Consider the following 23773-nt stretch of genomic DNA (forward strand, 5'->3'; position numbering starts at 1 on the left):
TCGCGGGAGCCGTCGGCGCGTCCGGTCTCACTCTGGCCGATGGGCTGATCCGGGACGCGCCGTCCACCCACTAACTTGCAGCGCAATGACCCCCACAGACCTCGCGGGGCTGCTCGACCGAGCAGCCCGGCACGACCGCGACGCGTTCGCGGCGTTCTACGACGACACGATCGACGCCGCGCACCTGCTGGCGCGCGCGGTCGCGACGAGCCCGGACGACGTCGACGGCATCGTGCGCAACGCCTACGCGCAGGCGTGGCGCGGCTGCGGCGGGTTCAGGTCGACCGACCTGAGCGCGCGCGCGTGGATGATGCGGCTCGTCCAGCTGAACGCGGCCACCGGTGCTCGTCGACGCAGCGCCGGCAGACCCGGCCGACGTCCTGGTCGGCAGCACCGACGGTGAGCTCGGGCCCGACGCCGACGACGGGACGGGTTCCGTGGGTGGGCCGACGAGTCGATGGCGTCCGACCCGTGGTGGGTCGGACGCCATCGTGAGCTCGTCGTCCGGGTCGGCCGGTCGATCACGCTGCTCGGTGTGGGCCTGCGTCAGATCCGGTTGACCGAGACCGACACGCCGGCGACCTCGCCGCGGGTGCTGGCCTCGCCGCCACGGCCGTTGGCGGTGGAGATCCCCTCGAGGGCGGCGTCGACGGTGAAGAAGCCGCTGGAGTCGTCGGGCACCTTGATGGTGAAGCTCGACGTGACGGCGCGGGGGTTGCCCGGCAGGTCACGGCGCTGGTTGAAGCTCAGGTTGCGACCACCCGAGTTCGACTTGAACTGCACGGTGGTGTGCAGGTCGAGGTCGGCCCGGCTGGAGTTGCGGTCACGCTCGACGCCGTGCGCGCCGCGGTAGCGCACCACGACGCGGTAGGTGCCGTCGGCGACCTGGTAGCGGCTGCGGACCGAGGCGTCGGCGCTGGCACGGGTCTGGTTGTCGGCCGCGTCGCTGCCACCCGGCAGGCCGGGAAGCCCCGGGATGCCCGGTGAGGTCTGCGCGTTGCCGCCGTCCGCGTCGGTGTGGACGGTGAGCCGGCCCTGGGCGGTGGCCCGCGAGCTCGCGTCGGCATCGCCCGCACCGTCGTGGGTGGAGCGGTTGGTGTCGGGGTCGCCGGTGGCGCGGGTCACGGCCTGCGCCTGACCCGCGGCGCCGAACACCATGGCGCCGGTGGTCGCACCTGCCGCGACGAGTGCGGCGGTGCCGCGAAGGGCCCGGCTGGTCCTGCTGGTCCTGCTGTTCATCAGGTAACTCCCAAGCTGTGGGGGTTGTGGTGTGAACATCCGTTGCTAGGACGTCTGGACAGGTAGTGGTCCGTCACGACCGCCGTCGCGGGTTGGTGGATGCGGCACTCGACCCTCGACTCACCCCCCGGGGCGACCCCGCCCGGGCCGCCGACGGGCGCCCGGCAGAGGCGGGCCAGGCCGGGTGCCTCGTGCGGGCACCAGGACGCCGAGCAGACCCCAGCGAGCGGACGAGCACCCCGTCGACCCGGGCGCGGATGGGCGGTCCGGCCGGATACGGCCTGACCTGGAGGTCGTGTGGTGCGAGAGGGGGGATTTGAACCCCCACGCCCTTTCGGACACTGGCACCTGAAGCCAGCGCGTCTGCCGTTCCGCCACTCTCGCAAGAAGCGGCGTCAGGCTATCCCAGCGCCGCGGCGGCACCCAAACCGGTAACCCCGGGCCCTCGCGGGCGTTGTGGGTCGGGGCGGCCGCCCGGGGGGACGCCGCCACGCCGGGCTGCACGGTGCACGGCGGTGGCGTCGCTACGATCGAGCCCAGCCTCCGGTCTGCGGACCGGTGGTCGGCATGCGGTCGCCCGCTCGCAGCAGCGGGACGTCGCCGGGTGCCGCGAGGCGGCCGGCGTGGCCGGGACGAGCGAGTGACGAGCAGAGGACGACGAGGAGGTGCGCGACGTGGGTGGCCTGCAGCGGTTCGAGCGACGCCTCGAGACGATGATCTCCGGCGTCTTCGCCAAGACGTTCCGCAGCGCCGTCCAGCCCGTCGAGATCGCCGCCGCGCTGCAGCGCGAGGCCGACAACAACGCCCAGATCCTCTCCCGCGACCGGCGCCTGGTGCCCAACGACTTCCACGTCGAGCTGTCCGGCACCGACCTGTCGCGCCTCGCGCCCTACGACTCCACGCTCGCGCGCGAGCTCTCCGACCAGCTGCAGCAGCACGCCGACACGCAGGGCTACGTCTTCCCGGGCCCGATCCGCATCGGCTTCGAGGCCGCCGACGACCTCTCCACGGGTCGCTTCCGCATCCGCAGCGAGGCGCAGGCCACCGTGCACGGCACCGCCTCGCCGCGCCAGGTCTCGCGGGCGCTCGCCGTCCTCGAGGTCAACGGCACGCGGCACCCGCTGCAGCCGCCCGGCCTGGTCGTGGGCCGCGGCAGCGACGCCGACCTGCGCATCGACGACCCCGGCATCAGCCGCCGCCACCTCGAGCTGATGGTCGTCGAGGACCGCTCCGGCGGGCACCCGCACGTCGAGGTGCACGACCTCGGCTCGACCAACGGCATCCTCGTCGACGGGCGCAAGGTGCCCCGCGCCAGCCTGCAGGAGGGCTCCGTCGTGCGACTGGGCAACACCACCTTGACCATCCGCTTCGTCACCGAGGCCGGGCAGTACGGGCAGTCGGGGGTGGCCGGTGTCTGAGCTGACCTTCTTCCTCATCCGCATCGCCTACCTGGCCATCCTCTGGATCTTCGTGCTGGCCGCGATCTCGGTCATCCGCTCCGACATGTTCGGCGCCCGGGTGCCCGAGTCGGCCCGCACCGCCGACGCCAAGCAGGGCAAGCAGGGCAAGGCGCCCAAGCAGCCCAAGCAGCGCGCGAGCAAGCGGCGTGGCGTCCCCACGCACGTGGCGGTCACCCAGGGCAGCAACGTCGGCGCCACCGCCACGCTCGACCGCGCGCCGATCCTCATCGGCCGCGGCAGCGACGCCGCCATCCGGCTCGACGACGACTACGTCTCCACCCGCCACGCCCGCATCGCCGCCTCCGGCGACCAGTGGTTCGTGGAGGACCTCGGCTCCACCAACGGCACCTACATCGGCAGCGTGCGCCTGACCCAGCCCACCACGATCACCCTCGGCACCGAGGTCCGCATCGGCAAGACGATCGTGGAGCTGCGCAAGTGAGGGACCGACACCGCGACCCGGAGCCGGACCCGGAGGGCACCGGGTCCGAGCCGGCGCCCGACACCGTGCCGAGCCTGCCCGTCGACCCGCTCGACGCCGACACCCAGCCCGGGGCCGGCGGGGGCCAGGGCGCCTCGCTGCGGCTGCTCTACTCCGCCATCTCCGACGTCGGCCGGGTGCGCAAGGACAACCAGGACTCCGGCTACGCCGGCCCGTGGCTGCTCAGCGTGTGCGACGGCGTCGGCGGCGCCGCCCGCGGCGACATCGCCTCCAGCGCGGCCATCTCGCAGGTGCGGCGCGGCGACGTCCCGCCCGACGGCGCCGAGTCGACGGTGCCGCTGCTCGACCGCGTCACGCACGTGCTGCACGACGCCCACGAGCAGATCGGCCGGCTCGTCGACGACGACCCCGCCCTGAACGGCACCAGCACCACCGCCACCGTCGCGCTCTTCGACGGACGCCGCGTCGGCATCGGGCACGTCGGTGACAGCCGGGCCTACCTGTTCCGCGACCGCGAGCTCTCGCAGCTGACCACCGACCACACCTTCGTGCAGAGCCTGATCGACGAGGGCCGCATCACCGAGGCCGAGGCCCGCACCCACCCCCACCGCAACCTGATCCTCAAGGCCCTGGACGGCGTCCACGAGGCCGAGCCCGACCTGTTCGTCCTCGAGCTGGTCGAGGGCGACCGGCTGCTGCTGTGCAGCGACGGCGCCAGCGGCGTCCTCGACGACGGCCGGCTCGCCGACATCCTCTCGATGGGCTCCCCCGACTTCGCCGCCGTCGAGCTGGTGCGCGCCAGCCTCGAGGCCGGCAGCTCCGACAACGTCACCTGCGTCGTGGCCGACGTCCTCAGCGAGGAGGCGGCCGCGGCCGACCCCGCCTTCACCGACCTCGAGCCGCTGCTGGTCGGGGCCGCCGCCGAGCTGAAGCGCCGGCTGCCGCGCGGGCTGTTCCGCGGCCACCGCTCCGGCGACACCGGCGAGCTCGAGCCGGTCGACGCCGACCTGCCCGACGAGGTGCCGTTCGCCATCCCCAGCGACCCGCTGGTGCCGCTCGACCCCGAGGCGGCGCGCTACGCCCCGCAGCCGCCGCCGCGCTACCGCTGGCTGCGGCGCGTGATGGCGCTGCTGATCGTGGTCGGCGTGCTGTGGATCGCCGCCGCCGTCACCTGGTCGCTGGTGCAGGACCAGTACTACCTCGGCGAGGAGGACGGCGTGGTGGTCATCTACCGCGGCATCGACGCCGACGTGCTCGGCATCGAGCTGTCGGAGGTCGTCGTGGTCACCACCGTCGAGGTCACCGACCTCGCGCCCTTCGACGCCGACGAGCTGCGCTCGGGCAAGTACCAGGCCGACACCCTCGACGGCGCCCGCGAGGACGTCGAGACCCTCGGCGGCAAGCGGATGACGTCCGACGAGCTCACCCGCCTCGAGCAGGAGGGCAGCGAGGACCCCTCCGACGCCACCGACCCGACCGACCCCACCGACCCGTCCGCGAGCCCGACCGGCACGCCCACGCCGTCCACCCCCTCCACCGGCACCACCGAGCCCACCGGCACCACCTCCACGTCGACCGCCGGACCCCAGGGCTGAGGTGAGCTGAGATGACCGTCCCCGCCGTGCCCCCGGGCGGCCCGCTGGCCGCGCCGTCCCAGTCGACCCAGGCCGGCCCCGCGAACCAGTCGGCGCTGATGGGCTTCGTGCACCGGCGCCGCCGGGGTGCCGAGCTGTTCCTGCTCCTGATCGCCCTCGCCGTCGGCGTCGGCGGCTACGCCGCGGTCGGCCTCGGCGTCGAGGACAAGATCCCGGCCGACATCGTGGCCTACGGCGGCTGGCTGGCCGCCCTCATGGTGGGCGCCCACGTCGCCGTCCGGCTGGTCGCGCCCTACGCCGACCCCGTGCTGCTGCCGGTCGTCGCCGCGCTCAACGGCCTCGGCCTGGCGCTGATCCACCGCATCGACCTGGCCAAGGACGCCACGTTCGCGCGCCAGCAGCTGACCTGGATGACGCTCGGCGTGCTGCTGTTCGTCGCCACCCTGGTGATCCTGCGCGACCACCGCGTGCTGGCCCGGTTCACCTACACCGCCGGCCTGCTCGCCATCGCGCTGCTGATCGCGCCGATGGCGCCCGGCCTGGGCTACGAGGTCAACGGCGCGCGCATCTGGATCGGCGTGGGCCCGTTCAACTTCCAGCCCGGCGAGGTCGCCAAGGTGCTGCTCGTGATCGCCTTCGCCGGCTACCTCGTGCTGCACCGCGACGCGCTCGCCCTGGCCGGACGCCGCGTGCTGTTCGTCGACCTGCCGCGCGGGCGCGACCTCGGCCCGATCCTCGTGATGTGGCTGATCAGCCTCGGCATCCTGGTCTTCCAGCGCGACCTCGGCTCGAGCCTGCTGTTCTTCGGCCTGTTCCTGCTGATGCTCTACGTGGCCACCGAGCGGGCCGGGTGGATCGTCGTCGGCGCCGGGCTGTTCGCGCTCGGCACCGTGGCCGGCTACCACTTCTTCGGTCACGTGCGGGTGCGCGTCAACACCTGGCTGCACCCCTTCGAGTACTACGACGGCCCGCCGGGCGCCAACAGCTACCAGCTCGTCGAGAGCCTGTTCGGCCTGGCGTGGGGCGGCGAGATCGGCCGGGGGCTCGGCCAGGGCGACCCCGCCCGGGTGCCCGAGGCGTCGTCCGACTTCATCATGGCCGCCCTCGGCGAAGAGCTCGGCCTCACCGGCGTCATCGCCGTGCTGCTGCTCTACGGCCTCATCGTCGAGCGGGCGCTGCGCGCGGCGCTGATCTCGCGCGACAACTTCGGCAAGCTGATGGCCACCGGCCTCGCCGGCATCTTCGCCCTGCAGCTGTTCGTGGTCGTCGGCGGCGTCACCCGGCTCATCCCGCTGACCGGCCTGACGACCTCGTTCCTGTCCTACGGAGGCTCCTCGCTGGTGGCCAGCTGGGTCGTGGTGGCCCTGCTGCTGCGCATCTCCGACCAGGCCCGGCGTCCGCTGCCCGACCTGACGCCCACGGCCGACGAGCCGCCCGACGACCAGGCCACCCAGGTGATCAAGGGGGTGGGCCGGTGAACACCCCGATCCGCCGCGTCTCGATCTTCTGCATGCTGCTGTTCCTCGCGCTGATGATCAACGCGACCTACTACATGTTCTTCGCCGCCGCCGACTACAACGACCGGCCCGAGAACCGTCGCGTCAAGGAGGCCGCCTACTCCAGCCAGCGCGGCGCCATCCTGGTGGGGCGCGACCCGATCGCCGAGAGCAAGCCGGTCGACGACGAGTACAACTACCTGCGCACCTACGACTTCCCGTTCATCTACGCCCCGATCACCGGCTACTTCTCCTTCGGCGAGAGCACCGGCATCGAGTCGTCGCAGAACGACATCCTCACCGGCGACGACCCCAAGCTGTTCATCCCGAGCCTGGTCGACCTGCTCAGCAACGAGCCGGCCTCGGGCGGCACCGTGCAGCTGACCATCGACCCCGACGCCCAGCGCGCGGCCTACGAGGGCCTGGCCGCGATCGGCGACGGCGTCGAGGGCGCCGTCGTGGCCATCGAGCCGTCCACCGGCAAGATCCTCGCGATGGTCTCGATCCCGACGTTCAACCCGAACAAGCTGTCGTCGCACGACTTCACCGAGCGCGACCAGACCTACGCCGACCTGCTCGACGACCCGCGCGACCCGCTGGTCAACCGGGCCATCTCGGTGCGCAACTTCCCAGGCTCGACCTTCAAGCTGATCACCGCCGCGGCCGCGCTCGAGTCGGGCAAGTACGTCGGCGCCGACGCGCTCGTGCCGGGCGGCCCGACCTTCCAGCTGCCGCAGACCACCGGCGCCACCGGCCAGGTCGACAACGAGGGACGCTCGCAGTGCGACCCGAAGGAGATCACGCTGCGCACGGCGATGGCCTTCTCCTGCAACACCACCTTCGCCCAGCTCGCCATCGAGGCGACCTCGGAGTCGATGTACGAGCAGGCCGAGCAGTTCGGCTTCAACTCCGACTACCTCGAGGACCTCGACGGGCAGGTGCAGTCCTACTTCCCGCCGAACATGGACCCGCCGCAGCTCGGGCAGTCGGGCATCGGCCAGTACGACGTGCAGGCCACGCCGCTGCAGATGGCGATGGTGGCGGGCGCGATCGCCAACGACGGCGTCGTGATGCGTCCCTACATCGTCAACGAGGTGCAGGCGCCCGACTACGACCCGCAGGTCACCGAGCCCGAGGAGCTCTCCGAGGCCGTCTCGCCCGAGACCGCCGCGGTGCTCACCGAGCTGATGGTCAGCACCGTCGACGAGGGAACGGCCAGCAACGCCTCCATCGACGGCATCGCCGTCGCCGGCAAGACCGGCACCGCCCAGCGCGGTGGACCCGACGACCCGCCGTACGCCTGGTTCGTCAGCTTCGCGCCGAGCCAGAACGCCGACGTGGCGGTGGCGGTCATGATCGAGGAGGCGCCCAACATCCCGCGCGGTGAGGTGGGTGGCAACGCCCTCGGCGCCCCGATCGCCAAGGCCGTGATGGAGGCAGTGATCGAATGAGCCAGGTCCCCCCCGGCGCCGGCTTCGCCGACGACGCCGAGCGCTTCCGCCTCGACTCCCGCATCGCCACCGGCGGCATGGGCGAGGTCTGGCGGGCCACCGACACGCTGCTGGGCCGCGAGGTCGCGGTCAAGCTGCTCAAGGCCGAGTACGCCGACGACCCCACCTTCCGCGCCCGCTTCGAGACCGAGGCCCGCAACGCCGCGGCGCTGCACCACCCCGGCGTCGCGGCGGTCTTCGACGTGGGCGAGCGCTCGGCCACCGACGGGTCGGGGCACCCGCGGCCGTTCCTGGTCATGGAGCTGGTCGAGGGCGAGCCGCTCTCGGCTCTGGTCGGCCCGAGCGGCGGCGGCCGTGAGCTCGACCCCGCCGTCGTCCGCGACCTGCTGGCGCAGGTGGGCGACGCGCTCGGGGCCGCGCACCGCGCCGGCATCGTGCACCGCGACGTCAAGCCGGCCAACCTGATCGTCACCCCGGCGCGCAAGGTCAAGGTCACCGACTTCGGCATCGCCCGGGCCGGCGACGCCGCCGGCATCACCCGCACCGGCGCGGTGATGGGCACCCCGCAGTACCTCTCGCCCGAGCAGGCCGAGGGCAAGCCGGCCACCGCGGCCTCCGACGTCTACGCGCTCGGCGTGGTCGCCTTCGAGTGCCTCACCGGACGCCGTCCGTTCGAGGCCGACTCGCCGGTCGCCACCGCGCTGGCGCACCTGCGCGAGCCGGTGCCCACGCTGCCGCCGCGCGTGCCGAGCGACCTCGCGGCCGTGGTGACCCGGGCGCTGTCGAAGGACCCCGCGGAGCGCTACCCCGACGGCGCCGCGTTCGCCGCCGCGCTGCGCGACCCCGCCACCGCGGCGATCGAGCGTCCCGCGCCGCGCCCGCCCGTCGTGCCTGCGGTGGCACCGGCCCCCGACCCCACCCGCACCCAGGTGCTCGGCGCGGTGCCGGCCGACGACGGCGTCACCACCGCGGTGACCACCACCTCGGGCCCCTACGACGACGACCGCGACCGTCGCCGCAACGTGCTGCCGATCGTGCTCGTCGTGCTGCTGCTCGTGGCGCTGGCGATCGTGCTGACGATGCTGCTCACCAGCGGCGACGACGACACCGAGCCGTCGTCCGACCAGACCTCGCAGACGCGTGAGCGGACGCCGCGCAGCAGCTCGGCCCCCGAGCCCAGCGAGTCGAGCGAGCCGACGTCGGAGGCCGCCGAGTTCGTCGAGATCGACCCCGACGACTACGTCGGCCGGCCGGTCGACGAGGTGGCGAACGAGCTCGCCGACCTCGGGCTGAACGTCGAGCAGAGCGCGCAGGACAACGACGACCCCGAGCAGAACGGCCTGGTCACCGGCATCGACCCCACCGGCAGCGTCGAGGTGGGCGACGGCATCACGGTCTTCTACGCCGGTGAGGCGCCCGAGGAGGAGCCGACCACCGAGGAGCCCCCGACCACCGAGGTGCCGCCCACCACCGAGGTGCCGCCGACCACGGAGGTGCCGCCGACCACCGAGGAGCCCCCGGCCGAGACGGGTGGCCCGGGTGGACCCGGTGGTCCGGGCGGCACCGGCCCCGGCGGCGAGGGGCCCCCGGGGCAGGCCGACGCCGAGGACCCCGCTGCCGAGCGGCCCGCCGACGGCCCGGGCGGCGCCCCGGTCGACGAGGACCCCGCCGCCGACCAGCCGGCGGCCGGCAACCCCACCACCGGGCAGGTCGCCTCGTGAGTGACACCGGCGCGCTCGGACCGAACGGACAGCCGCTGGTCGGCGGGCGCTACGAGCTCGGCGAGCTGCTCGGCCGTGGCGGCATGGCCGAGGTGCGCAAGGGCACCGACAGCCGCCTCGGCCGCATCGTGGCCGTCAAGCGGCTGCGCACCGACCTCGCCAGCGACGCCACCTTCCAGGCCCGCTTCCGTCGCGAGGCGCAGAGCTCGGCGTCGCTGAACCACCCCTCGATCGTCGCGGTCTACGACACCGGCGAGGAGCCCGCCACCGACGGGTCCGGCGTGGCGCAGCCCTACATCGTCATGGAGTTCGTCGCCGGCCGCACGCTGCGCGACATCCTGCGCGAGGGCCGCAAGATCCTGCCCGAGCGGGCGCTCGAGATCACCAGCGGCGTGCTGTCGGCGCTCGACTACAGCCACCGCGCCGGGATCATCCACCGCGACATCAAGCCCGGCAACGTGATGCTCACGCCGAGCGGCGACGTCAAGGTCATGGACTTCGGCATCGCCCGGGCGATGAGCGACGCGGCGGGCTCGATGACCCAGACCGCGGCCGTCGTCGGCACCGCGCAGTACCTCTCCCCCGAGCAGGCCCGCGGCGAGGCGGTCGACTCCCGCTCCGACGTCTACTCGGCCGGCTGCCTGCTCTACGAGCTGCTCACCGGACGCCCGCCGTTCGTGGGCGACAGCCCCGTCGCGGTGGCCTACCAGCACGTGCGCGAGCAGGCGTCGCCGCCGTCCGACCACGACACCGACCTGCCGGCCGAGGTCGACGCCATCGTGATGAAGTCGCTGGCCAAGCGGGTCGAGGACCGCTACCAGTCGGCGGGCGCGATGCGCACCGACATCGAGCGTTACCTCGCCGGCCGGCCGGTCGAGGCCGCCGTCCCGGTGCCGGCGCCCGAGCCGACGCCGCCGCCGGCCCCGCGCCCGCAGACCACGGTGACCCAGGTGCGGCGTCCCGAGCCCGCCCCGATGCCGCTGCCCGACGACGACCGCCCGCGCACCGCGCTGTGGGTGGTGCTCGGCCTGCTGCTCATCGGACTGCTCGTCGCGCTGTGGTTCCTGTTCCAGGACGACCTGTTCCCCGAGTCGCCGCAGCGCGCCGAGGTGCCCGACCTCGTCGGTGACGACCTCACCGCCGCCGAGCGGCAGATCGAGGCGGCCGGGCTCGAGCTCGGCGACGTCCGGCGCCGCAACAGCGACGACGTGCCGGTCAACGCCGTCATCAGCCAGACCCCCGGCCAGGAGGAGTTCGTCGACCCCGGCACCGAGGTCGACCTGATCGTCTCCTCGGGCCGCCCCCAGATCACGATCGAGGACGTCGTCGGGCTGCCGCTCAACGAGGCCAAGCGCACCCTGAAGCAACAGGGGCTGCGGGTGCAGGAGAAGGTGCGCGAGAGCGACGAGGACCTCAACGAGGTGCTCGAGCAGACCCCCGCCGCCGGCGAGCAGGTCGAGCGCAACACCCTCGTCACGCTGTTCTACTCCGACGGCCCCGAGGAGGTGCCGTTCGTCATCGGCGACAGCGAGGACGTCGCCCGCGCCAAGATCGAGGACCGCAACTTCGTCGTCGACGTGCGCGACGACACCGCCTCCACCGCGCCGGCCGGCGAGGTCACCGACCAAGTGCCCGAGGCCGGCGAGACGCCGTCCGAGGGGTCGACGGTCATCATCTTCGTCTCGCGCTACGTCGAGCCGACGCCCACGCCCACCACCTCGTCGCCGCCGACCTCGCCGTCCGGCAGCCCCTCGACCCCGGGCACGCCGGGCACGCCGACCACACCCGTGACGCCGCCGACCACGCCGGTGACGCCGTCGCGCAGCGAGGCGCCCCCCTCCCGTTGACGGTGCCGACCCGGGGGCCGGTCGTGACTCAGTCGACCTCGCCGCGCGGCTCGGCGACGCTGGTGTCGAGCGGCCCGTCGTAGGCGGGCGCGTCGACCTCGGCCTCGGGCGCGAGCTCCCAGCCGACGCCGATGTCGGGCTGCTCGGCGTCGCTGCGGAACGCGACGACGTCGCTGCTGGCGTCGAGGGCCGCGGCCAGCGTCTCGGGGTCGCCGACCGCCTCGATGCGGTAGGGCTGCGGGTAGGGCACGCCCTGCAGGGTCACGGCGCTGCCGGAGCACTGGATGCCGGTGGTGGTGACGATGCGCTGCCCCTGCACGGTCAGGGCCTGCGCCCCGCCGGCCCACAGGGCGTTGACGACGGCCTGGATGTCCTGCTGGTGCACCACGAGGCGGTTGAGCCGCTTCTGGTCGAAGTCGGGGTTGTCGAGGGCCTCCTCGAGCACGTCGTCCGGGGCGTCGGAGAGCACGATGGACAGGCCGGTGCCGGTGACCGGCTCGAGCCCGGCCGGACCCCGCAGCGCCTCGGCCCGGCGCTGCGCCTCGCGCACCTGGTCGTCCTCGACGCTGCCGGCCAGGACGTCGACCTGCAGCCGCAGCTGGGTGGCCTCGGCCTGCAGCCGCTCGTAGGCCTCGGCGTCGTTCTGGGTGACGGTGGCAAGGTCGCTGTAGCGGCCCGGACGCAGGTCGGTGCCGTCGCTGTTGTCGTAGCTGACGACGAACAGGCTGCCGCACAGCAGGACGACGACCGGCGTCCCGAAGCGCCACAGGCCGCGCCGCGGAGGCGGCGCGTCGCCGGCGGGGGCGACGTCGATCACGTCGGTCTCGGTCACGCCGACTAAGGTAGCCCGCGACCTGCCGACCCACCTGCACGAAGGACCACTGTGGCCAAGCTGAAGCCGAAGCAGCGCGAGACGTTCGACCCCGACCGCGGGCCGATCATGAGCGCGCGGTTCGCGATCGCACTGGTGCTCATGGTGCTCGGCATCGCGTGGATCGTCTTCTACTACGTGCAGGTGCGCCCCGCCGGCGGCTTCGACAGCAGCGGCGTCCCGCTCACCGGCGACAACCTGCCCTCGGTCGACGAGAACGGCGACCCGGTCAAGGGCAGCCCGGCGATCCTGTTCGACCTCGCCGGCTGGAACTACCTGATCGGCTTCGGCCTCTTCTTCCTCGGCCTGATCGTCGCGGCCCACCCCGCCACCCCGCTCGGCCGCGGCCGCGGCGTGGTGGTCGGCATGCTCGGCTGCTTCCTGCTCGGCCTGGCCTGGATCTGCATCTTCTACGCCATCGCCCAGGACACCTCGCGGCTGCCGGTCTTCAACGACCTTGACCAGAAGAACCTCTTCGTCGGCATCGCCTTCATGGCCGTCGGCTTCACCTTCGCCACACGCTGGGAGTAGCCGACCCCCGACCTCCTCGGACCGCCCCACGCGAACGCTGCGTGGGGCGGTTCGTGCGTTGAGCGGGCCCACTGACCCTGAGCCCGTCGACGGGACGCCGGGCGCGGACCCTCGCGTGCCCTCACGCTGGTCGAGGTGCGAGGCCGGCCACGGCCGAGCCTCGAGACCCCGGGACCACGGACCTCAAGCCCGGCGTAAGGCACCTGCGCTGCCGACTCCACAGGCTTCTCCACACCTGTGGGGAACTACACCGCTGTAGTTATCCACCGCGTTCTCCACACGTGTGGAGAACTACACCGGTGTGGTTGTCCACCGGGAAGTCCACAGGTGTGGATTCCCGCGACTCGGCCCGGCCTCAGGCGAGGGCGGCGGAGCGGGCGATGACGGCGAGGGCGATGACGCCGAGCAGGCCGAGGAGGGCGAGCCACTGCACCGTCGACCGGCGGGGGCCGCGGGGGGCGTAGACGAGGACGGCGGTCACCAGCGCGCCGCCGACCAGGCCGCCGAGGTGGCCCTGCCAGGAGATGTTGGGGATGGTGAAGGTGATGACCGCGTTGACGGCCAGCAGGCCGAGCACGGCGCGCATGTCGCCGCCGACCTTGTAGACGATGACCGCCAGCGCGCCGAAGAGGCCGAAGATCGCGCCCGAGGCGCCGAGGGTGAAGTCACCGGGCCCGGAGAACCAGTAGACGACGGTCGAGCCGCTGAGGGCCGAGAGCAGGTAGACGGCCAGGAAGCGCGTCCGTCCGAGCACCGCCTCGACCTGGGGGCCCAGCACGAACAGCGAGAGCATGTTGGCCGCGATGTGCCAGATCTCGACGTGCAGGAAGGCGTTGGTGATCAGCTCCCAGTAGCCGCCGTCGGAGACGCCCGGGATCCAGCGGCCGTCGGGGAACTCGCACGGGCCCGAGCGGCCGCCGTAGTAGTAGAAGCTGCCGGGGTCGGCCTTCGACTCACACGCCCCGGTGCCCCACAGCCCCAGGGGGCTGACGAGCGGGCTGGTGCGCCATCCGGTGAACAGCACCGCGACGTAGACCGCGAGGTTCATGCCGATCAGCACGAACGAGGTCAGCGCCGGGTTGGCCGAGCGGGCGCCGCCGTAGGGGGCCTGGGCCTGCCGGGTGGTGCGGGCGCCCTCGCTCACGCACGTCGGGCACTGGAACCCGACGGCGGCGTCGCGCATGCAGTCGGGGCAGATCGGCCGGCTGCAGCGCTGGCACCGGATGTTCGCCTCACGGCCGGGGTGGCGATAGCAGACCGACACCCCGGCCGCGGGCGACTCGGACATCGCTCAGACGCCGACGAGCTCGACGGACTCGACGACCACCGGCTCGACCGGGCGGTCGCCCGCACCCGTGGGCGTGGCGGCGATGGCGTCGACGACGTCGCGCGAGGCCTGGTCGGCCACCTCGCCGAAGATCGTGTGCTTGCGGTTCAGCCACGGCGTCGCGCCGACGGTGATGAAGAACTGCGAGCCGTTGGTGCCCGGGCCGGCGTTGGCCATGGCGAGCAGGTAGGGCTTGTCGAAGACGAGCTCGGGGTGGATCTCGTCCTTGAACGTGTAGCCCGGGCCGCCGGTGCCGGTGCCCTGCGGGCAGCCGCCCTGGATCATGAAGCCCGAGATGACGCGGTGGAAGGTGAGGCCGTCGTAGAAGCGGCCGCGGTCGCCCTTCTCGCCGTTCGCGAGACCGGTGAAGTTCGCCACCGTCTCGGGCGCGTGGTTGGGGAAGAGGTCGAGCGTGATGTCGCCCCGGTTGGTCTTGAGGATCGCCTGCTGGTCGGCCATGGCTCGCGTTCGACTGCCTTTCACGACGGGGGACGCCGACCCGTCGGGTCGGCGCGGAAACGCCCCGATCCTCCCACGCGGGTCCTCACCCGCCCCGGGGTGGCCGCGCCACCACCAGCGTGGTTGGCTGGCCGGACGAGGCCGTCGTGGCGCAGCGTGGCGCCGTCCGGCCACCCCCACGCGGCACAGATCCGGCCGTGCACCACCGCCCCCAATGCCACAGGAAGGAAGGCCCCGATGGGACTTCGTAGGAAGAAGTCGCTGGTCGAGCAGGCTCGGGAGCAGGCCGGCGACTACCTCGACGCCGCCCGCCCCCACGTCGAGTCGGCCCTGGAGTCGGCGAAGGACTTCGTGCACGACAAGGCCGTCCCGGCCCTGGTCGACGCGAAGGACAAGGCCGTCCCGGTGATCGTCGAGGCCAAGAACAAGGCCGTCGAGACCGCGACGCCCGTCGTCAGCGACGCCCGCGCCAAGGCCGCCCCGCTGGTGGCGACCGGTGCGGCGTTCGCCTCCGAGAAGGCGAGCACCGCCCGCGAGGCCGCCGTCGAGCGGGCGAGCAGCGTCCGCGAGCTGGCCGCCGAGAAGGCGAGCGCCGCCCGCGAGGCCGCCGCCGAGCAGGCCGTCTCGGCCCGTGAGGCCGCCGACGCGAAGGTCGCGCAGCTGAAGGGCGAGAAGCCGAAGAAGGGTGGCCGGCTGAAGAAGCTGGTGCTGTTCGCGGCCCTCGCCGGCGTGGTCGCCGTCGTCGCCAAGCGTCTGCAGGGCGGCAGCAAGCAGAGCGACAACTGGCAGTCGTCCTACAAGCCGACGCCGGCGCCGACGTCCACCTCGACCGCCTCGAGCGCGGCCGCGACGCCGTCGGCCCCGCAGGCCGGCCTCGCCGACACCGACGACACCGGCGGCGCCGCGCCGGGCGAGGCGATCTCCGACGAGGTCGAGGCGCCGCACCCGGTCACCACGCCCGACGAGCCCGCCGAGGTCGTCGACGTCGACCCCGACGACGACCGCCGCTGAGCCCAGCACCACCCGGCGCGTCAGCGCCTCGAGCCGCCCCGAGGGATCTCCTCGGGGCGGTTCTCGTTCACCCAGTGATCGATCCGCTCCCACCAGTCGAAGAGCCAGTCGATGCGCTCCTCGCGGCCGGTGGGGATCTCCTCGGCCGGCACCTGCCACCAGCGCATCGTGATCCGCTTGTCCATGGGCAGCGCCCGCCACAGGTCGCGCACCGAGACCAGGTGGTCGAGGCCGGTGTGGGCCACCAGGACGACGTCGGCCTCGGGGGCGGCGTCGAGCGCCGCGAGCAGCCCGCCCGGTCGGGGCGGCAGCACGTGCGTCATCCGCTCGGCGCGGCGGGCCATCGTCTCCAGCCCGAGGCGGTGCAGCCGCGCGATGGCACGCTCGCGGCGCTGGGCGGTGAAGTTGCCGCCCTCGGGGAAGATCACGAACGCGTCGTCCTCGTCGAGGCCGACGGCGAGGTCGTGGATGAGGGTCTCGAGGTCGGCCCCGGGGCCGGGGTTGGTGCTGATGAAGCGCGCCGGCACCCGGTTGAGCAGCACGTCGATGGCGGGGTCCCACGCCAGGGTGCTCTTGAGGACGACGCGCGGCTCGCGGCTGTACCAGTGCATCAACGCGTGCACGAGCGTGAAGGAGTCGCCGGGCCCGGCGTGCCGGCACGCCACCACGAGCGGCTTGCCGGGGTGGGCGTCGGGGTCGGGGCCGTCGGTGGCGATGCTCAGCCGCAGCACCCGCTGCGCCTCGCGGAAGAAGACCCACATCACGCCCTGCACGAGGTCGTAGTGCAGCCGCTCCCAGTAGGGCGTGCGCACCCGCAGCCCGAAGCCGCTGGCGAGCCACCAGCCGAAGAGGATCAGCAGCATCAGCACCTCGGCGACGAGGTAGACCACCACCACCCACAGCAGCCGCAGCGCCCGCCAGTGACCCGGCACGACCGGCGACAGCGCGGCGGCGACCAGCAGCCACAGCGGCAGCGTCGCCAGCAGCGCCACCACGAGGACGACGGTCAGCGGCGCCAGCACCACCCGGCGCAGCAGGCGCAGCAGCACCCGGCTCACGGCGTCCCGCCGTCGGCCCCGTCGAGGCCGTCGAGGTACTCCCGGCTGGCCCGGTAGGTCGCCTCGATGCGGCGCCCGACACTGGCGAAGTCGCGGGAGGCGCGGAGGGTGTCGTCGCGCGCCGAGGTGCCGCGGGCGGGCAGCACGTGGCACTCGACGTGGTCGGGCAGCTCGGCCAGCTCGCGCACGAACCGGTGCCGGCGGGCGATCTCGAAGGCCACCCGCGCCACCTCCCACGGACGGCGCGGCGGCTTCAGCGGCCGGTCGAAGCGACCCACCTGCAGCACGAAGACGCGGGTGGCGCCGAGCTCGACGGCGCGGCCGAGCGGGATCGAGTTGACGATGCCGCCGTCGAGGTAGTGCTCGCCGTCGACCTCGGCCGGCGGCAGCAGGCCCGGGACGGCGGCGCTGGCCACCACCGCGTCCACGACCCGGCCGCTGGTGAACCAGTGCTCGGAGGAGGTCTCGACGTGCGCCGCGCACACCTCGAACCGCACCGGCAGGTCGGCGAAGGCCAGGTCGCCGAGCTCGTCGTCCAGGCGTCGCTGGAGCGGTCCGGCGTCGTAGAGGTGGGTGCCGCTGGTGACCGCGGTGCGCACCGTGCGGATCGGCCCGCCGCCCAGCACGTCACGCCCGGAGCCCGCGACGTCGCGCCACAGGCCGGTGAGCCGGTCGGCCACCGACAGCCGGGGCTCACGGGCCACGAAGGCGCCGTTGACGGCGCCGATGCTGGTGCCGAGCACGAGGTCGGGGCGCACGCCGCGCTCGAGCAGCGCGCGCAGCATGCCGACCTCGACCGCGCCGAGCACCCCGCCGCCCCCGAGGACGAAGGCGGTCGTCACGCGGTCGTCACAGGGTCGTCACAGGGTCGGCCCCGGTCGCCCACGCCGGCCTAGGTGCTCGCGAGCTCGGGGTCCTCGGCCCGCGCGCGCTGCGCGACCTTCCGCTCGACCCAGAAGATCAGCAGCGGGACGAGACCCGCGACGAGGGCGAGCACGGTGAACTGCGGCGTCCAGCCGAGGCGACGCGAGAGCAGGAAGGCGACGACGACGTAGATCATGAAGACCCAGCCGTGCACGACCCACAGGAAGCTGATGTCGGACCCGAGCTGCTGGAGCGTGGAGCCGTCCTCGAGCAGGTACTTCAGCGGCAGCGCGACGAGCGCGCAGACGGCGAGCAGCACCCCGACGACGTAGGCCAGGCCGCGGTAGGCGTGGTACAGGGTCACGCTCCCGACGCTACCCGGTCGTCGTCGGCGACGGCCCCGTCGGGCGGCGTCGGGCCCGGCCGGGAGTCCTGCACGAACCGCCACCAGATGAACACGGCGAACCCGGCGAAGACCCACCACTCCAGCGCGTAGAGCAGGTTGCGCAGGGCGGTGAAGCGGCCGACGTCGGGCAGCTGCTCGAGGTCGGCCGGGGCGAGGCCCTCTTCGGGCTGCTCGGCCACCGCGTAGCCGTTGTAGAGGTCGACGTCGACCCGCTGCACGAGGTCGGCCACCCGCAGCTGCGGGAAGACGTCGTCAGTGGGGTCGTCGTCGGGGGCGCCGGTGCCCTCCGAGGGCTGCAGCCACCCGGTGACCTCGCCCTGTCCGGTCGGCGCCGGCGGCACGTCGTCGGTGCTCGCCGTCCACCCGCGGACGACGGGCACCGCCGCGGCGTCGGCGCCACCGGTGGTCAGCGGGGTGACGACCCAGTAGCCCTCGACGTCGTCGCGCGAACGTCCCGAGACCAGCACGGTGCCCTCGGGCAGCCAGGTGCCGGAGAAGGTGACCGGCTGACCCACCACGGCCTGCGGGAACGGGTCGTCGGGGCCGAGCACGTCGGCCAGCGGCCGCGGGGCGGTCTCGGTGAGGTCGGCGGCCTCGGCCGCGCGCTGGTCCTGCCACGAGCCGTACTGCCAGAGGCCGAGGCCGCCCGCGACCGCGAGGGCGGCCAGCAGCAGCAGGTGGGCGCCGAGCAGCCGGGGACTGACCAGCCACGCCCGCTCCCTCACCCCTCCAGGGTACGGAGCGAGCCGGCGGGGGCCGGCCGGTCCCCGCCTGCCCGGTCGCCGCTCAGTCGCCGCTCAGGAGGCGCGCGCCCGGCGCGAGGCCGGTGCGGGCGTCGTCCGCGCGGACGTCGGCACCACCGGCTCGGGCACCGCCTCGATCAGCCGCCGCGTGTAGTCGGCCTGCGGCCGGTCGAAGACGTCGGCGGTGGCCCCCACCTCGACCAGCCGACCCGCCCGCAGCACCGCGACCCGGTCGCTGACCTGCCGCACCACCGCGAGGTCGTGGCTGATGAAGACGCAGGCGAAGCCCAGCTGGGTCTGCAGCTCGTCGAACAGGCGCAGCACCTCGGCCTGGATCGAGACGTCGAGCGCGCTGGTGGGCTCGTCGGCGATCAGCAGCGTCGGCTCGAGCGCGAGCGCCCGGGCCAGGGCCACCCGCTGCCGCTGGCCGCCGGAGAGCTCGCGTGGCTTGCGCCCGGCGTACGACGCCGGCAGCCGCACCGACTCGAGCAGCTCGGCCACCCGGGCCGCGCGCGCGGCGCGGTCGCCCACGCCGTGCAGCTCGAGCGGCTCGGCGACGCTCTGGCCCACCGAGAGCAGCGGGTCGAGCGAGGCGGCGGGGTCCTGCGGCACGAAGGCGAGGCGCCGTCGCAGCTCGCGCAGCGCCCGGCGGTCGAGGGCGGCGACGTCGGCGCCGGCCACCCGCACCCGGCCCGCCGCGAGCGGCACCAGGCCCGCCGCGGCCCGCCCGAGCGTCGTCTTGCCCGAGCCCGACTCGCCGACCAGGCCCAGCACCTCGCCGGGTGCCACCTGCAGGTCGACGCCGGTCAGGGCCTGGAACGGCTCGCCACCGCGTCGAGCAGGCGCGAACACGACGTCGGCTCCCTCGAAGACGACGGCCGGCACCTGCTCCCCCGACGGCTCCGACGGCCCCGACGGCCCCGACGGCTCGGCCGCCTTCACCAGCCTCGGCTCGGCCCCCGTCGCGTCGTCCGCCGGTCGCAGCCGCGGGACGGCGGCGAGCAGCTGGCGCGTGTAGGCGTGCTGCGGGCGCTCGAACACGTCGGCGATCGGCCCGTCCTCGACGACGTCGCCGAGCCGCAGCACGATCACCCGGCTCGCCATCTGCGCCACCACGCCCATGTTGTGGGTGATGAGCAGGATGGCGGTGCCGGTGCGCTGGTTGACCCGGCGGAGCAGGGCGAGGATCTCGGCCTGCACGGTGACGTCGAGGGCGGTCGTCGGCTCGTCGGCCAGCAGCAGCGCGGGCTCGTTGGCCAGCGCCAGCGCCAGGACGACGCGCTGCTTCTGCCCGCCCGAGAGCTGGTGCGGGTAGTAGCCCAGCCGCTTCTCGGGGTCGGGGATCTCGACCTCGCGCAGCAGCTCGAGGGCGCGCTGCCGGGCCGCGGCCCGGCCGAGCCCCGAGCGGTGCGCGCGCAGGGCCTCGCGCAGCTGCCAGCCCACAGTGCGCACCGGGTTGAGGGCGGTCTGCGGCTCCTGGAAGACCATCGCGACGCTCGCGCCGCGCAGGTCGCGCAGCCGGGCGTCGGGCAGCCCGAGCACCTCGCGGCCGCGTACCCGGATCGAGCCGGACGCCCGGGCGCCGCGCGGCAGCAGGCCGAGCACGGCGCGCGCCGTCATCGACTTGCCGGAGCCCGACTCGCCGACCAGGGCGACGATCTCGCCCTCGGCCATCGCGAAGCCGATGTCGTTGACCGCGGGACGCGGGTGCGCGAAGTCGACGTGCAGGCCGTCGATCTCTAGCAGCGGCAGCGGAAGCGGCTCGCCCGCCGGGGTCGCGGCGGCCGCCGGCGCGGGCCGGGCGGTGCGGACGTCGCTCATGCCCGCCTCCCCGCCGCCAGCGCCTGCGAGATGAGCAGGAAGCCGAGCACCAGCATCGAGACCACCACGAGCGGCCCGACGACGAACGTGGGACTCTGCCACACGTTGCGGATGCCGTCGCGGATCAGGCTGCCCAGCGACGGGTCGGGCGGGCGGACCCCGAGCCCGAGGAAGCTCAGGGCCCCCTCGATGAACACGGCGACGGACATCGACACCCCCAGCTGGACGGTCAGCGGCTCGAGCGAGTTGGGCAGCATGTGGCGCCGCATCAGCCACCAGGTGCCGGCGCCCATGACCCGGGAGGACTCCACGTAGGGCAGGGCGCGGATGGTGAGCAGCGAGGTGCGGACCAGCCGGCCGAAGACGGGCACCTCGGCCAGCGCGATCACCACGGCGACCGTGACGACGCCGGGGCCCATGACAGCGGTGACGCCGATGCCCAGGATCAGCACCGGGAACGCCAGGACGACGTCGAAGAGCCGTTGGGCGAGCGTGTCGGCCAGGCCGTTCATGGTGGTGGCGACGCCGACCGCGATCCCGACGACGGCGCCGACGGGCACCGCCACGAAGACCACGATCAGGTCGACCCGGATGCCGAACAGCACCCTCGACCAGATGTCGCGGTTGACCTCGTCGGTGCCGAGCAGGTGCGCCCCGCCCGGCCCGACCAGGTTGGCCCCCTCGATCTGCTCGTTGGCCCCGAACGGGGCGATCAGTGGCGCCAGCAGCCCGGCGGCGACCACGACGGTCACCAGCACCAGGCCGAGCAGGCCGCGGCCGTGCAGCAGGACGCCGCGGCGCCAGGTGCGGCCGGTGGTGCCCTCGGCGGGCTCGACCTCGGCGACGGTCATGCGGCGGCACCTCCCAGGCGGATGCGCGGGTCGAGCCAGGCGTTGGCGACGTCGGTGAGCAGCTGGGTGACCACGAAGACCAGCACCGAGAGCATCATCAGCACCTGCACGAGCGGGTAGTCGCGCCCGGAGATGCCGCTCTCGATGAGCAGGCCGAGGCCCGGCCAGGCGAAGACCGCCTCGACGATGACGGCCCCGCCGAGCAGGGCGCCGACCTGCACGCCGAGCACCGTCACCGCCGAGGGGAGCGCGTTGGGCAGCGCCTGGGTCAGCACGATGCGGCGCCGCGAGATGCCGAGCGCCTGCGCCGTGGTGACGTAGGGCGCCTCGAGCTGGGTGCGCAGCGACTCGGTGAGGAACCGGGTCAGCGCCGCCCCCGCGGGCAGGCCGAGGCAGAGGGCCGGCATCAGCAGGTACTGCACGGCCAGGTCGGGCCTGCTCGCGAAGCCTTCGGGCGGCGTCCCGCCGGCGGGCAGCACGCGGTAGACCACCGCGAGCAGCACGATCAGCAGGGTGCCGGTGACGAAGGTCGGCAGCGCGACCGCGATGGTGTTGAAGCCCGACAGCACGGCCTCGAGCCACCGCCGGTTGGCCAGCACCCCGCCGATGCTCAGCGCGAGGGCCATCAGGACGGCGACCAGCAGCGCCGCCAGGGTCAGCACGATCGTGTTGGTGAGCCCGTCGCGCACCAGCGAGGCGTTGTCGACGCCGAGCACGTAGGAGCGGCCGAGGTCGAAGCGCACCAGGTCGCCCAGCCAGGCGACGTACTGGTGGAGGATCGGCTGGTCGAGGCCCAGCTCGGCCCGCACCGCGTCGACCGCCTCGGGGCTCGCGTCGGGGCCGGCCAGGGTGACCGCGGGGTCACCCGGGATGAGCCGCAGCACCGCGAAGACGAGCACCGAGGCCGCGAAGAGGACGAACAGGGCCGACGGCAGCCGCCCCGCGAGGTAGCGCGCCACCTCAGCTCGACAGCCAGGTCTTGGCCAGCACCGGCTCGCTGCGCTTGCTCCAGGTGAAGTCGTGGACGTCGTTGCTCGTGACGGCCTGGAACGTGGTGGTGCTCAGCTCGATGAGGAACAGGTTCTCGAGCAGGTCATCGCTCAGCTTGGCGTAGGCCTCGACGGCCTCGGGGCTGCTCGGGTCGACCTGCTCCCAGGCGGCGACGGCGTCGGCCTTGTAGGTGTCGTCGACGAAGTTCGAGGAGTTCTTCTCGGCGTTGAACGGGTAGGCCGTCACCGCCAGCGTCGAGGGCGTGTACTGCGCGTAGGCGTGGTCGAGGATCCACAGGCCCGGGAACGTGCCGCCGATCAGCTTCTCGATGTGGTCGGGCTGCTCGTTGGGCTGCAGCGTCACCTCGATGCCGATCTCGGCCAGGTTGTCCTGCACGATCTGGGCGATCGCCTCGTGGTTGGCGAGCGCGGTGGAGTACTCCAGCGGCAGGGTCGGGATGTCGCCGACCTCGGCCACCAGCTCCTTGGCCCGGGCGACGTCACGGCTGTAGGTGGCGTCCTTCTCGGCGTCGTAGGCCGGGGAGTACTCGGGCCACGGCAGCGAGATCGGCCGGCCGACGCCGCGGTAGACCTCCTCGACTATGCGCTCCTTGTCGACCGCGAGGGCGATCGCCTGGCGCACCCGCACGTCCTTCAGCGCGGGGTTGGTGACGTTGGTGCCGACGTAGGTGTGCCGCTCGGAGCCCTCGAACGGGTGCACCGTGAAGCCGCCCGCCTCACCCAGCGACTCGGCGTCGCGGTTGGTCATGCCGAGGATGGTGTCGAGCTGGCCGGAGCGCAGCTGCGAGACCACCGACTGCGCGTCGGGGACGATGTTGATCTGCACGCCGTCGAGGTAGGGGGCGCCGTCCCAGTAGTCGTCGTTGCGGTTCAGCACGATCTTCGAGCCCGGCGTCCAGCTCTCGAAGGTGAACGGGCCGGTGCCGACGTAGGTCTGGCCGGTGGCGTCGGCGTCGAAGGACTCCTCGTCGATGATCGGCATCACGTCGAAGAGGTCGAGCAGGTTGCTGATGGGGCGGTCGAACGACAGCACGATCTTGTTCGGGTCGGAGGTGTCGAACCCGGTGACCGCGGCCGCCGTGCGCTGGAACTGCACCGTCCACGTGGGGTCGGCCCAGGTCTCGATGCTGAACCGGACGTCGTCGGAGGTGAAGTCGCTGCCGTCGTGGAAGGTGACGTCGTCGCGCAGGTCGACGGTGACCTCGCGGCCGTCCTCGGAGGTCTCCCACGCGGTGGCCAGGCGCGGCTGCGGGTCGAGGCTGTCGAGCGGATAGTCGATCAGGCTGTCGTAGACCTGCCCGACCAGCACGTCGGTGGTCTGGCTGGAGTTGGTGAACAGGCCGGCCGGCACCAGGTCGGACGTCGTGCCGACCTGCAGCACGCCGCCGGACTGCGGCTCGCCGCCGGCGGCGTCGTCACCGCCGCCGCCGCTCTGGGCCTCGACGGCCGACTCGCAGCCGGTGGCGACGAGGGCCAGGGCGGCCAGGGCGGCCAGGGCCGCCGTGACGCGCGAGGCGGTGGAGCGCCTGCGGCGCACGCTGGGAGGGGTGGTCATGGGTGTCTCCGGTCT

At 73.4% G+C, this 23773-nt stretch carries 22 protein-coding genes and 1 tRNA gene; 10 read left to right on the forward strand and 13 right to left on the reverse strand.

All coding sequences use genetic code 11. The annotated features are described in order from the left end of the window. The first annotated feature begins 85 nt into the window (after positions 1 to 85). Entirely contained in the window at positions 86 to 403 is a 318-nt protein-coding gene (locus ABEA04_RS00165) for a sigma-70 family RNA polymerase sigma factor (RefSeq protein WP_345453012.1), read from the forward strand. A 143-nt stretch (positions 404 to 546) separates the two neighbouring features. On the opposite strand, the gene ABEA04_RS00170 is transcribed toward ABEA04_RS00165, so the two are convergent. Both ABEA04_RS00170 and ABEA04_RS00175 read right to left on the reverse strand, forming a co-directional pair. Further along, complete coding sequence (locus ABEA04_RS00170) at positions 547 to 1239, reverse strand: hypothetical protein (protein ID WP_345453015.1); 693 nt, start codon at positions 1237 to 1239, stop codon at positions 547 to 549. A 298-nt stretch (positions 1240 to 1537) separates the two neighbouring features. After that, positions 1538 to 1623, reverse strand: a tRNA-Leu gene (locus tag ABEA04_RS00175). Positions 1624 to 1904: 281 nt separating this feature from the next. Between ABEA04_RS00175 and ABEA04_RS00180 the strand changes: the two genes are divergently transcribed. The 7 genes from ABEA04_RS00180 to pknB all read left to right on the forward strand — a co-directional run bounded on the left by ABEA04_RS00180 (position 1905) and on the right by pknB (position 11251). Further along, positions 1905 to 2657, forward strand: coding sequence for an FHA domain-containing protein (locus ABEA04_RS00180; protein ID WP_345453018.1), 753 nt, complete (start codon positions 1905 to 1907; stop codon positions 2655 to 2657). Beyond that, entirely contained in the window at positions 2650 to 3141 is a 492-nt protein-coding gene (locus ABEA04_RS00185) for an FHA domain-containing protein FhaB/FipA (protein ID WP_345453020.1), read from the forward strand. Before ABEA04_RS00180 ends, ABEA04_RS00185 begins: the two co-directional genes overlap by 8 nt. Next, the gene (locus ABEA04_RS00190) at positions 3138 to 4736 is read left to right on the forward strand and encodes a PP2C family protein-serine/threonine phosphatase (RefSeq protein WP_345453023.1); all 1599 of its coding nucleotides are present in this window, start codon (positions 3138 to 3140) and stop codon (positions 4734 to 4736) included. The genes ABEA04_RS00185 and ABEA04_RS00190 overlap by 4 nt, the downstream gene beginning before the upstream one ends. A 98-nt stretch (positions 4737 to 4834) precedes the next feature. Next, a complete protein-coding gene (locus tag ABEA04_RS00195) occupies positions 4835 to 6214 on the forward strand; it encodes an FtsW/RodA/SpoVE family cell cycle protein (protein WP_425576985.1) in 1380 nt (459 codons plus the stop codon). After that, a complete protein-coding gene (locus tag ABEA04_RS00200) occupies positions 6211 to 7683 on the forward strand; it encodes a peptidoglycan D,D-transpeptidase FtsI family protein (RefSeq protein WP_345453029.1) in 1473 nt (490 codons plus the stop codon). The genes ABEA04_RS00195 and ABEA04_RS00200 overlap by 4 nt, the downstream gene beginning before the upstream one ends. Then, complete coding sequence (locus tag ABEA04_RS00205) at positions 7680 to 9404, forward strand: serine/threonine protein kinase (RefSeq protein WP_345453031.1); 1725 nt, start codon at positions 7680 to 7682, stop codon at positions 9402 to 9404. Before ABEA04_RS00200 ends, ABEA04_RS00205 begins: the two co-directional genes overlap by 4 nt. After that, positions 9401 to 11251 carry a Stk1 family PASTA domain-containing Ser/Thr kinase gene (gene pknB / locus ABEA04_RS00210; RefSeq protein ID WP_345453034.1) on the forward strand — a complete coding sequence of 617 codons (1851 nt, stop codon included), beginning with the start codon at positions 9401 to 9403 and terminating at the stop codon, positions 11249 to 11251. The genes ABEA04_RS00205 and pknB overlap by 4 nt, the downstream gene beginning before the upstream one ends. A 28-nt stretch (positions 11252 to 11279) precedes the next feature. On the opposite strand, the gene ABEA04_RS00215 is transcribed toward pknB, so the two are convergent. Further along, complete coding sequence (locus tag ABEA04_RS00215) at positions 11280 to 12083, reverse strand: DUF881 domain-containing protein (protein WP_345453037.1); 804 nt, start codon at positions 12081 to 12083, stop codon at positions 11280 to 11282. Between the two features lie 51 nt (positions 12084 to 12134). Here ABEA04_RS00215 and ABEA04_RS00220 point away from each other — a divergent pair, with 51 nt between their 5' ends. Then, the gene (locus tag ABEA04_RS00220) at positions 12135 to 12653 is read left to right on the forward strand and encodes a cell division protein CrgA (protein ID WP_345453040.1); all 519 of its coding nucleotides are present in this window, start codon (positions 12135 to 12137) and stop codon (positions 12651 to 12653) included. Between the two features lie 355 nt (positions 12654 to 13008). On the opposite strand, the gene ABEA04_RS00225 is transcribed toward ABEA04_RS00220, so the two are convergent. Then, the gene (locus ABEA04_RS00225) at positions 13009 to 13941 is read right to left on the reverse strand and encodes a rhomboid family intramembrane serine protease (RefSeq protein ID WP_345453043.1); all 933 of its coding nucleotides are present in this window, start codon (positions 13939 to 13941) and stop codon (positions 13009 to 13011) included. A 3-nt stretch (positions 13942 to 13944) separates the two neighbouring features. Next, the gene (locus tag ABEA04_RS00230; RefSeq protein ID WP_345453046.1) at positions 13945 to 14439 is read right to left on the reverse strand and encodes a peptidylprolyl isomerase; all 495 of its coding nucleotides are present in this window, start codon (positions 14437 to 14439) and stop codon (positions 13945 to 13947) included. A gap of 237 nt (positions 14440 to 14676) precedes the next feature. Between ABEA04_RS00230 and ABEA04_RS00235 the strand changes: the two genes are divergently transcribed. Beyond that, positions 14677 to 15450 (forward strand): DLW-39 family protein, encoded by a 774-nt coding sequence (locus ABEA04_RS00235; protein ID WP_345453048.1) that lies wholly within the window; start codon positions 14677 to 14679, stop codon positions 15448 to 15450. 20 nt (positions 15451 to 15470) lie between these two features. Here ABEA04_RS00235 and ABEA04_RS00240 read toward each other — a convergent pair whose 3' ends face one another. From ABEA04_RS00240 to ABEA04_RS00275, 8 genes are all read right to left on the reverse strand, one after another. After that, positions 15471 to 16508, reverse strand: coding sequence for a 1-acyl-sn-glycerol-3-phosphate acyltransferase (locus tag ABEA04_RS00240; RefSeq protein WP_345453051.1), 1038 nt, complete (start codon positions 16506 to 16508; stop codon positions 15471 to 15473). Next, on the reverse strand, positions 16505 to 17350 hold the full coding sequence (locus ABEA04_RS00245) for a patatin-like phospholipase family protein (protein ID WP_345453054.1): 846 nt from the start codon (positions 17348 to 17350) through the stop codon (positions 16505 to 16507). The genes ABEA04_RS00240 and ABEA04_RS00245 overlap by 4 nt, the downstream gene beginning before the upstream one ends. Positions 17351 to 17400: 50 nt before the next feature. Further along, positions 17401 to 17736 (reverse strand): DUF3817 domain-containing protein, encoded by a 336-nt coding sequence (locus tag ABEA04_RS00250; RefSeq protein WP_345453057.1) that lies wholly within the window; start codon positions 17734 to 17736, stop codon positions 17401 to 17403. Beyond that, positions 17733 to 18503 carry an SURF1 family protein gene (locus ABEA04_RS00255; RefSeq protein WP_345453060.1) on the reverse strand — a complete coding sequence of 257 codons (771 nt, stop codon included), beginning with the start codon at positions 18501 to 18503 and terminating at the stop codon, positions 17733 to 17735. The genes ABEA04_RS00250 and ABEA04_RS00255 overlap by 4 nt, the downstream gene beginning before the upstream one ends. Before the next feature lie 72 nt (positions 18504 to 18575). Beyond that, positions 18576 to 20342: a dipeptide ABC transporter ATP-binding protein gene (locus ABEA04_RS00260; protein ID WP_345453063.1), complete on the reverse strand. Its 1767-nt coding sequence runs from the start codon at positions 20340 to 20342 to the stop codon at positions 18576 to 18578. Beyond that, a complete protein-coding gene (locus tag ABEA04_RS00265) occupies positions 20339 to 21193 on the reverse strand; it encodes an ABC transporter permease (RefSeq protein WP_345453066.1) in 855 nt (284 codons plus the stop codon). The genes ABEA04_RS00260 and ABEA04_RS00265 overlap by 4 nt, the downstream gene beginning before the upstream one ends. Next, entirely contained in the window at positions 21190 to 22152 is a 963-nt protein-coding gene (locus tag ABEA04_RS00270) for an ABC transporter permease (protein ID WP_345453069.1), read from the reverse strand. Before ABEA04_RS00270 ends, ABEA04_RS00265 begins: the two co-directional genes overlap by 4 nt. Before the next feature lies 1 nt (position 22153). Next, complete coding sequence (locus ABEA04_RS00275; RefSeq protein ID WP_345453072.1) at positions 22154 to 23758, reverse strand: ABC transporter substrate-binding protein; 1605 nt, start codon at positions 23756 to 23758, stop codon at positions 22154 to 22156. Between the last annotated feature and the right edge of the window lie 15 nt (positions 23759 to 23773).

It is taken from the genome of Nocardioides marinquilinus (assembly GCF_039543705.1).
Lineage (GTDB): Bacteria > Actinomycetota > Actinomycetes > Propionibacteriales > Nocardioidaceae > Nocardioides > Nocardioides marinquilinus.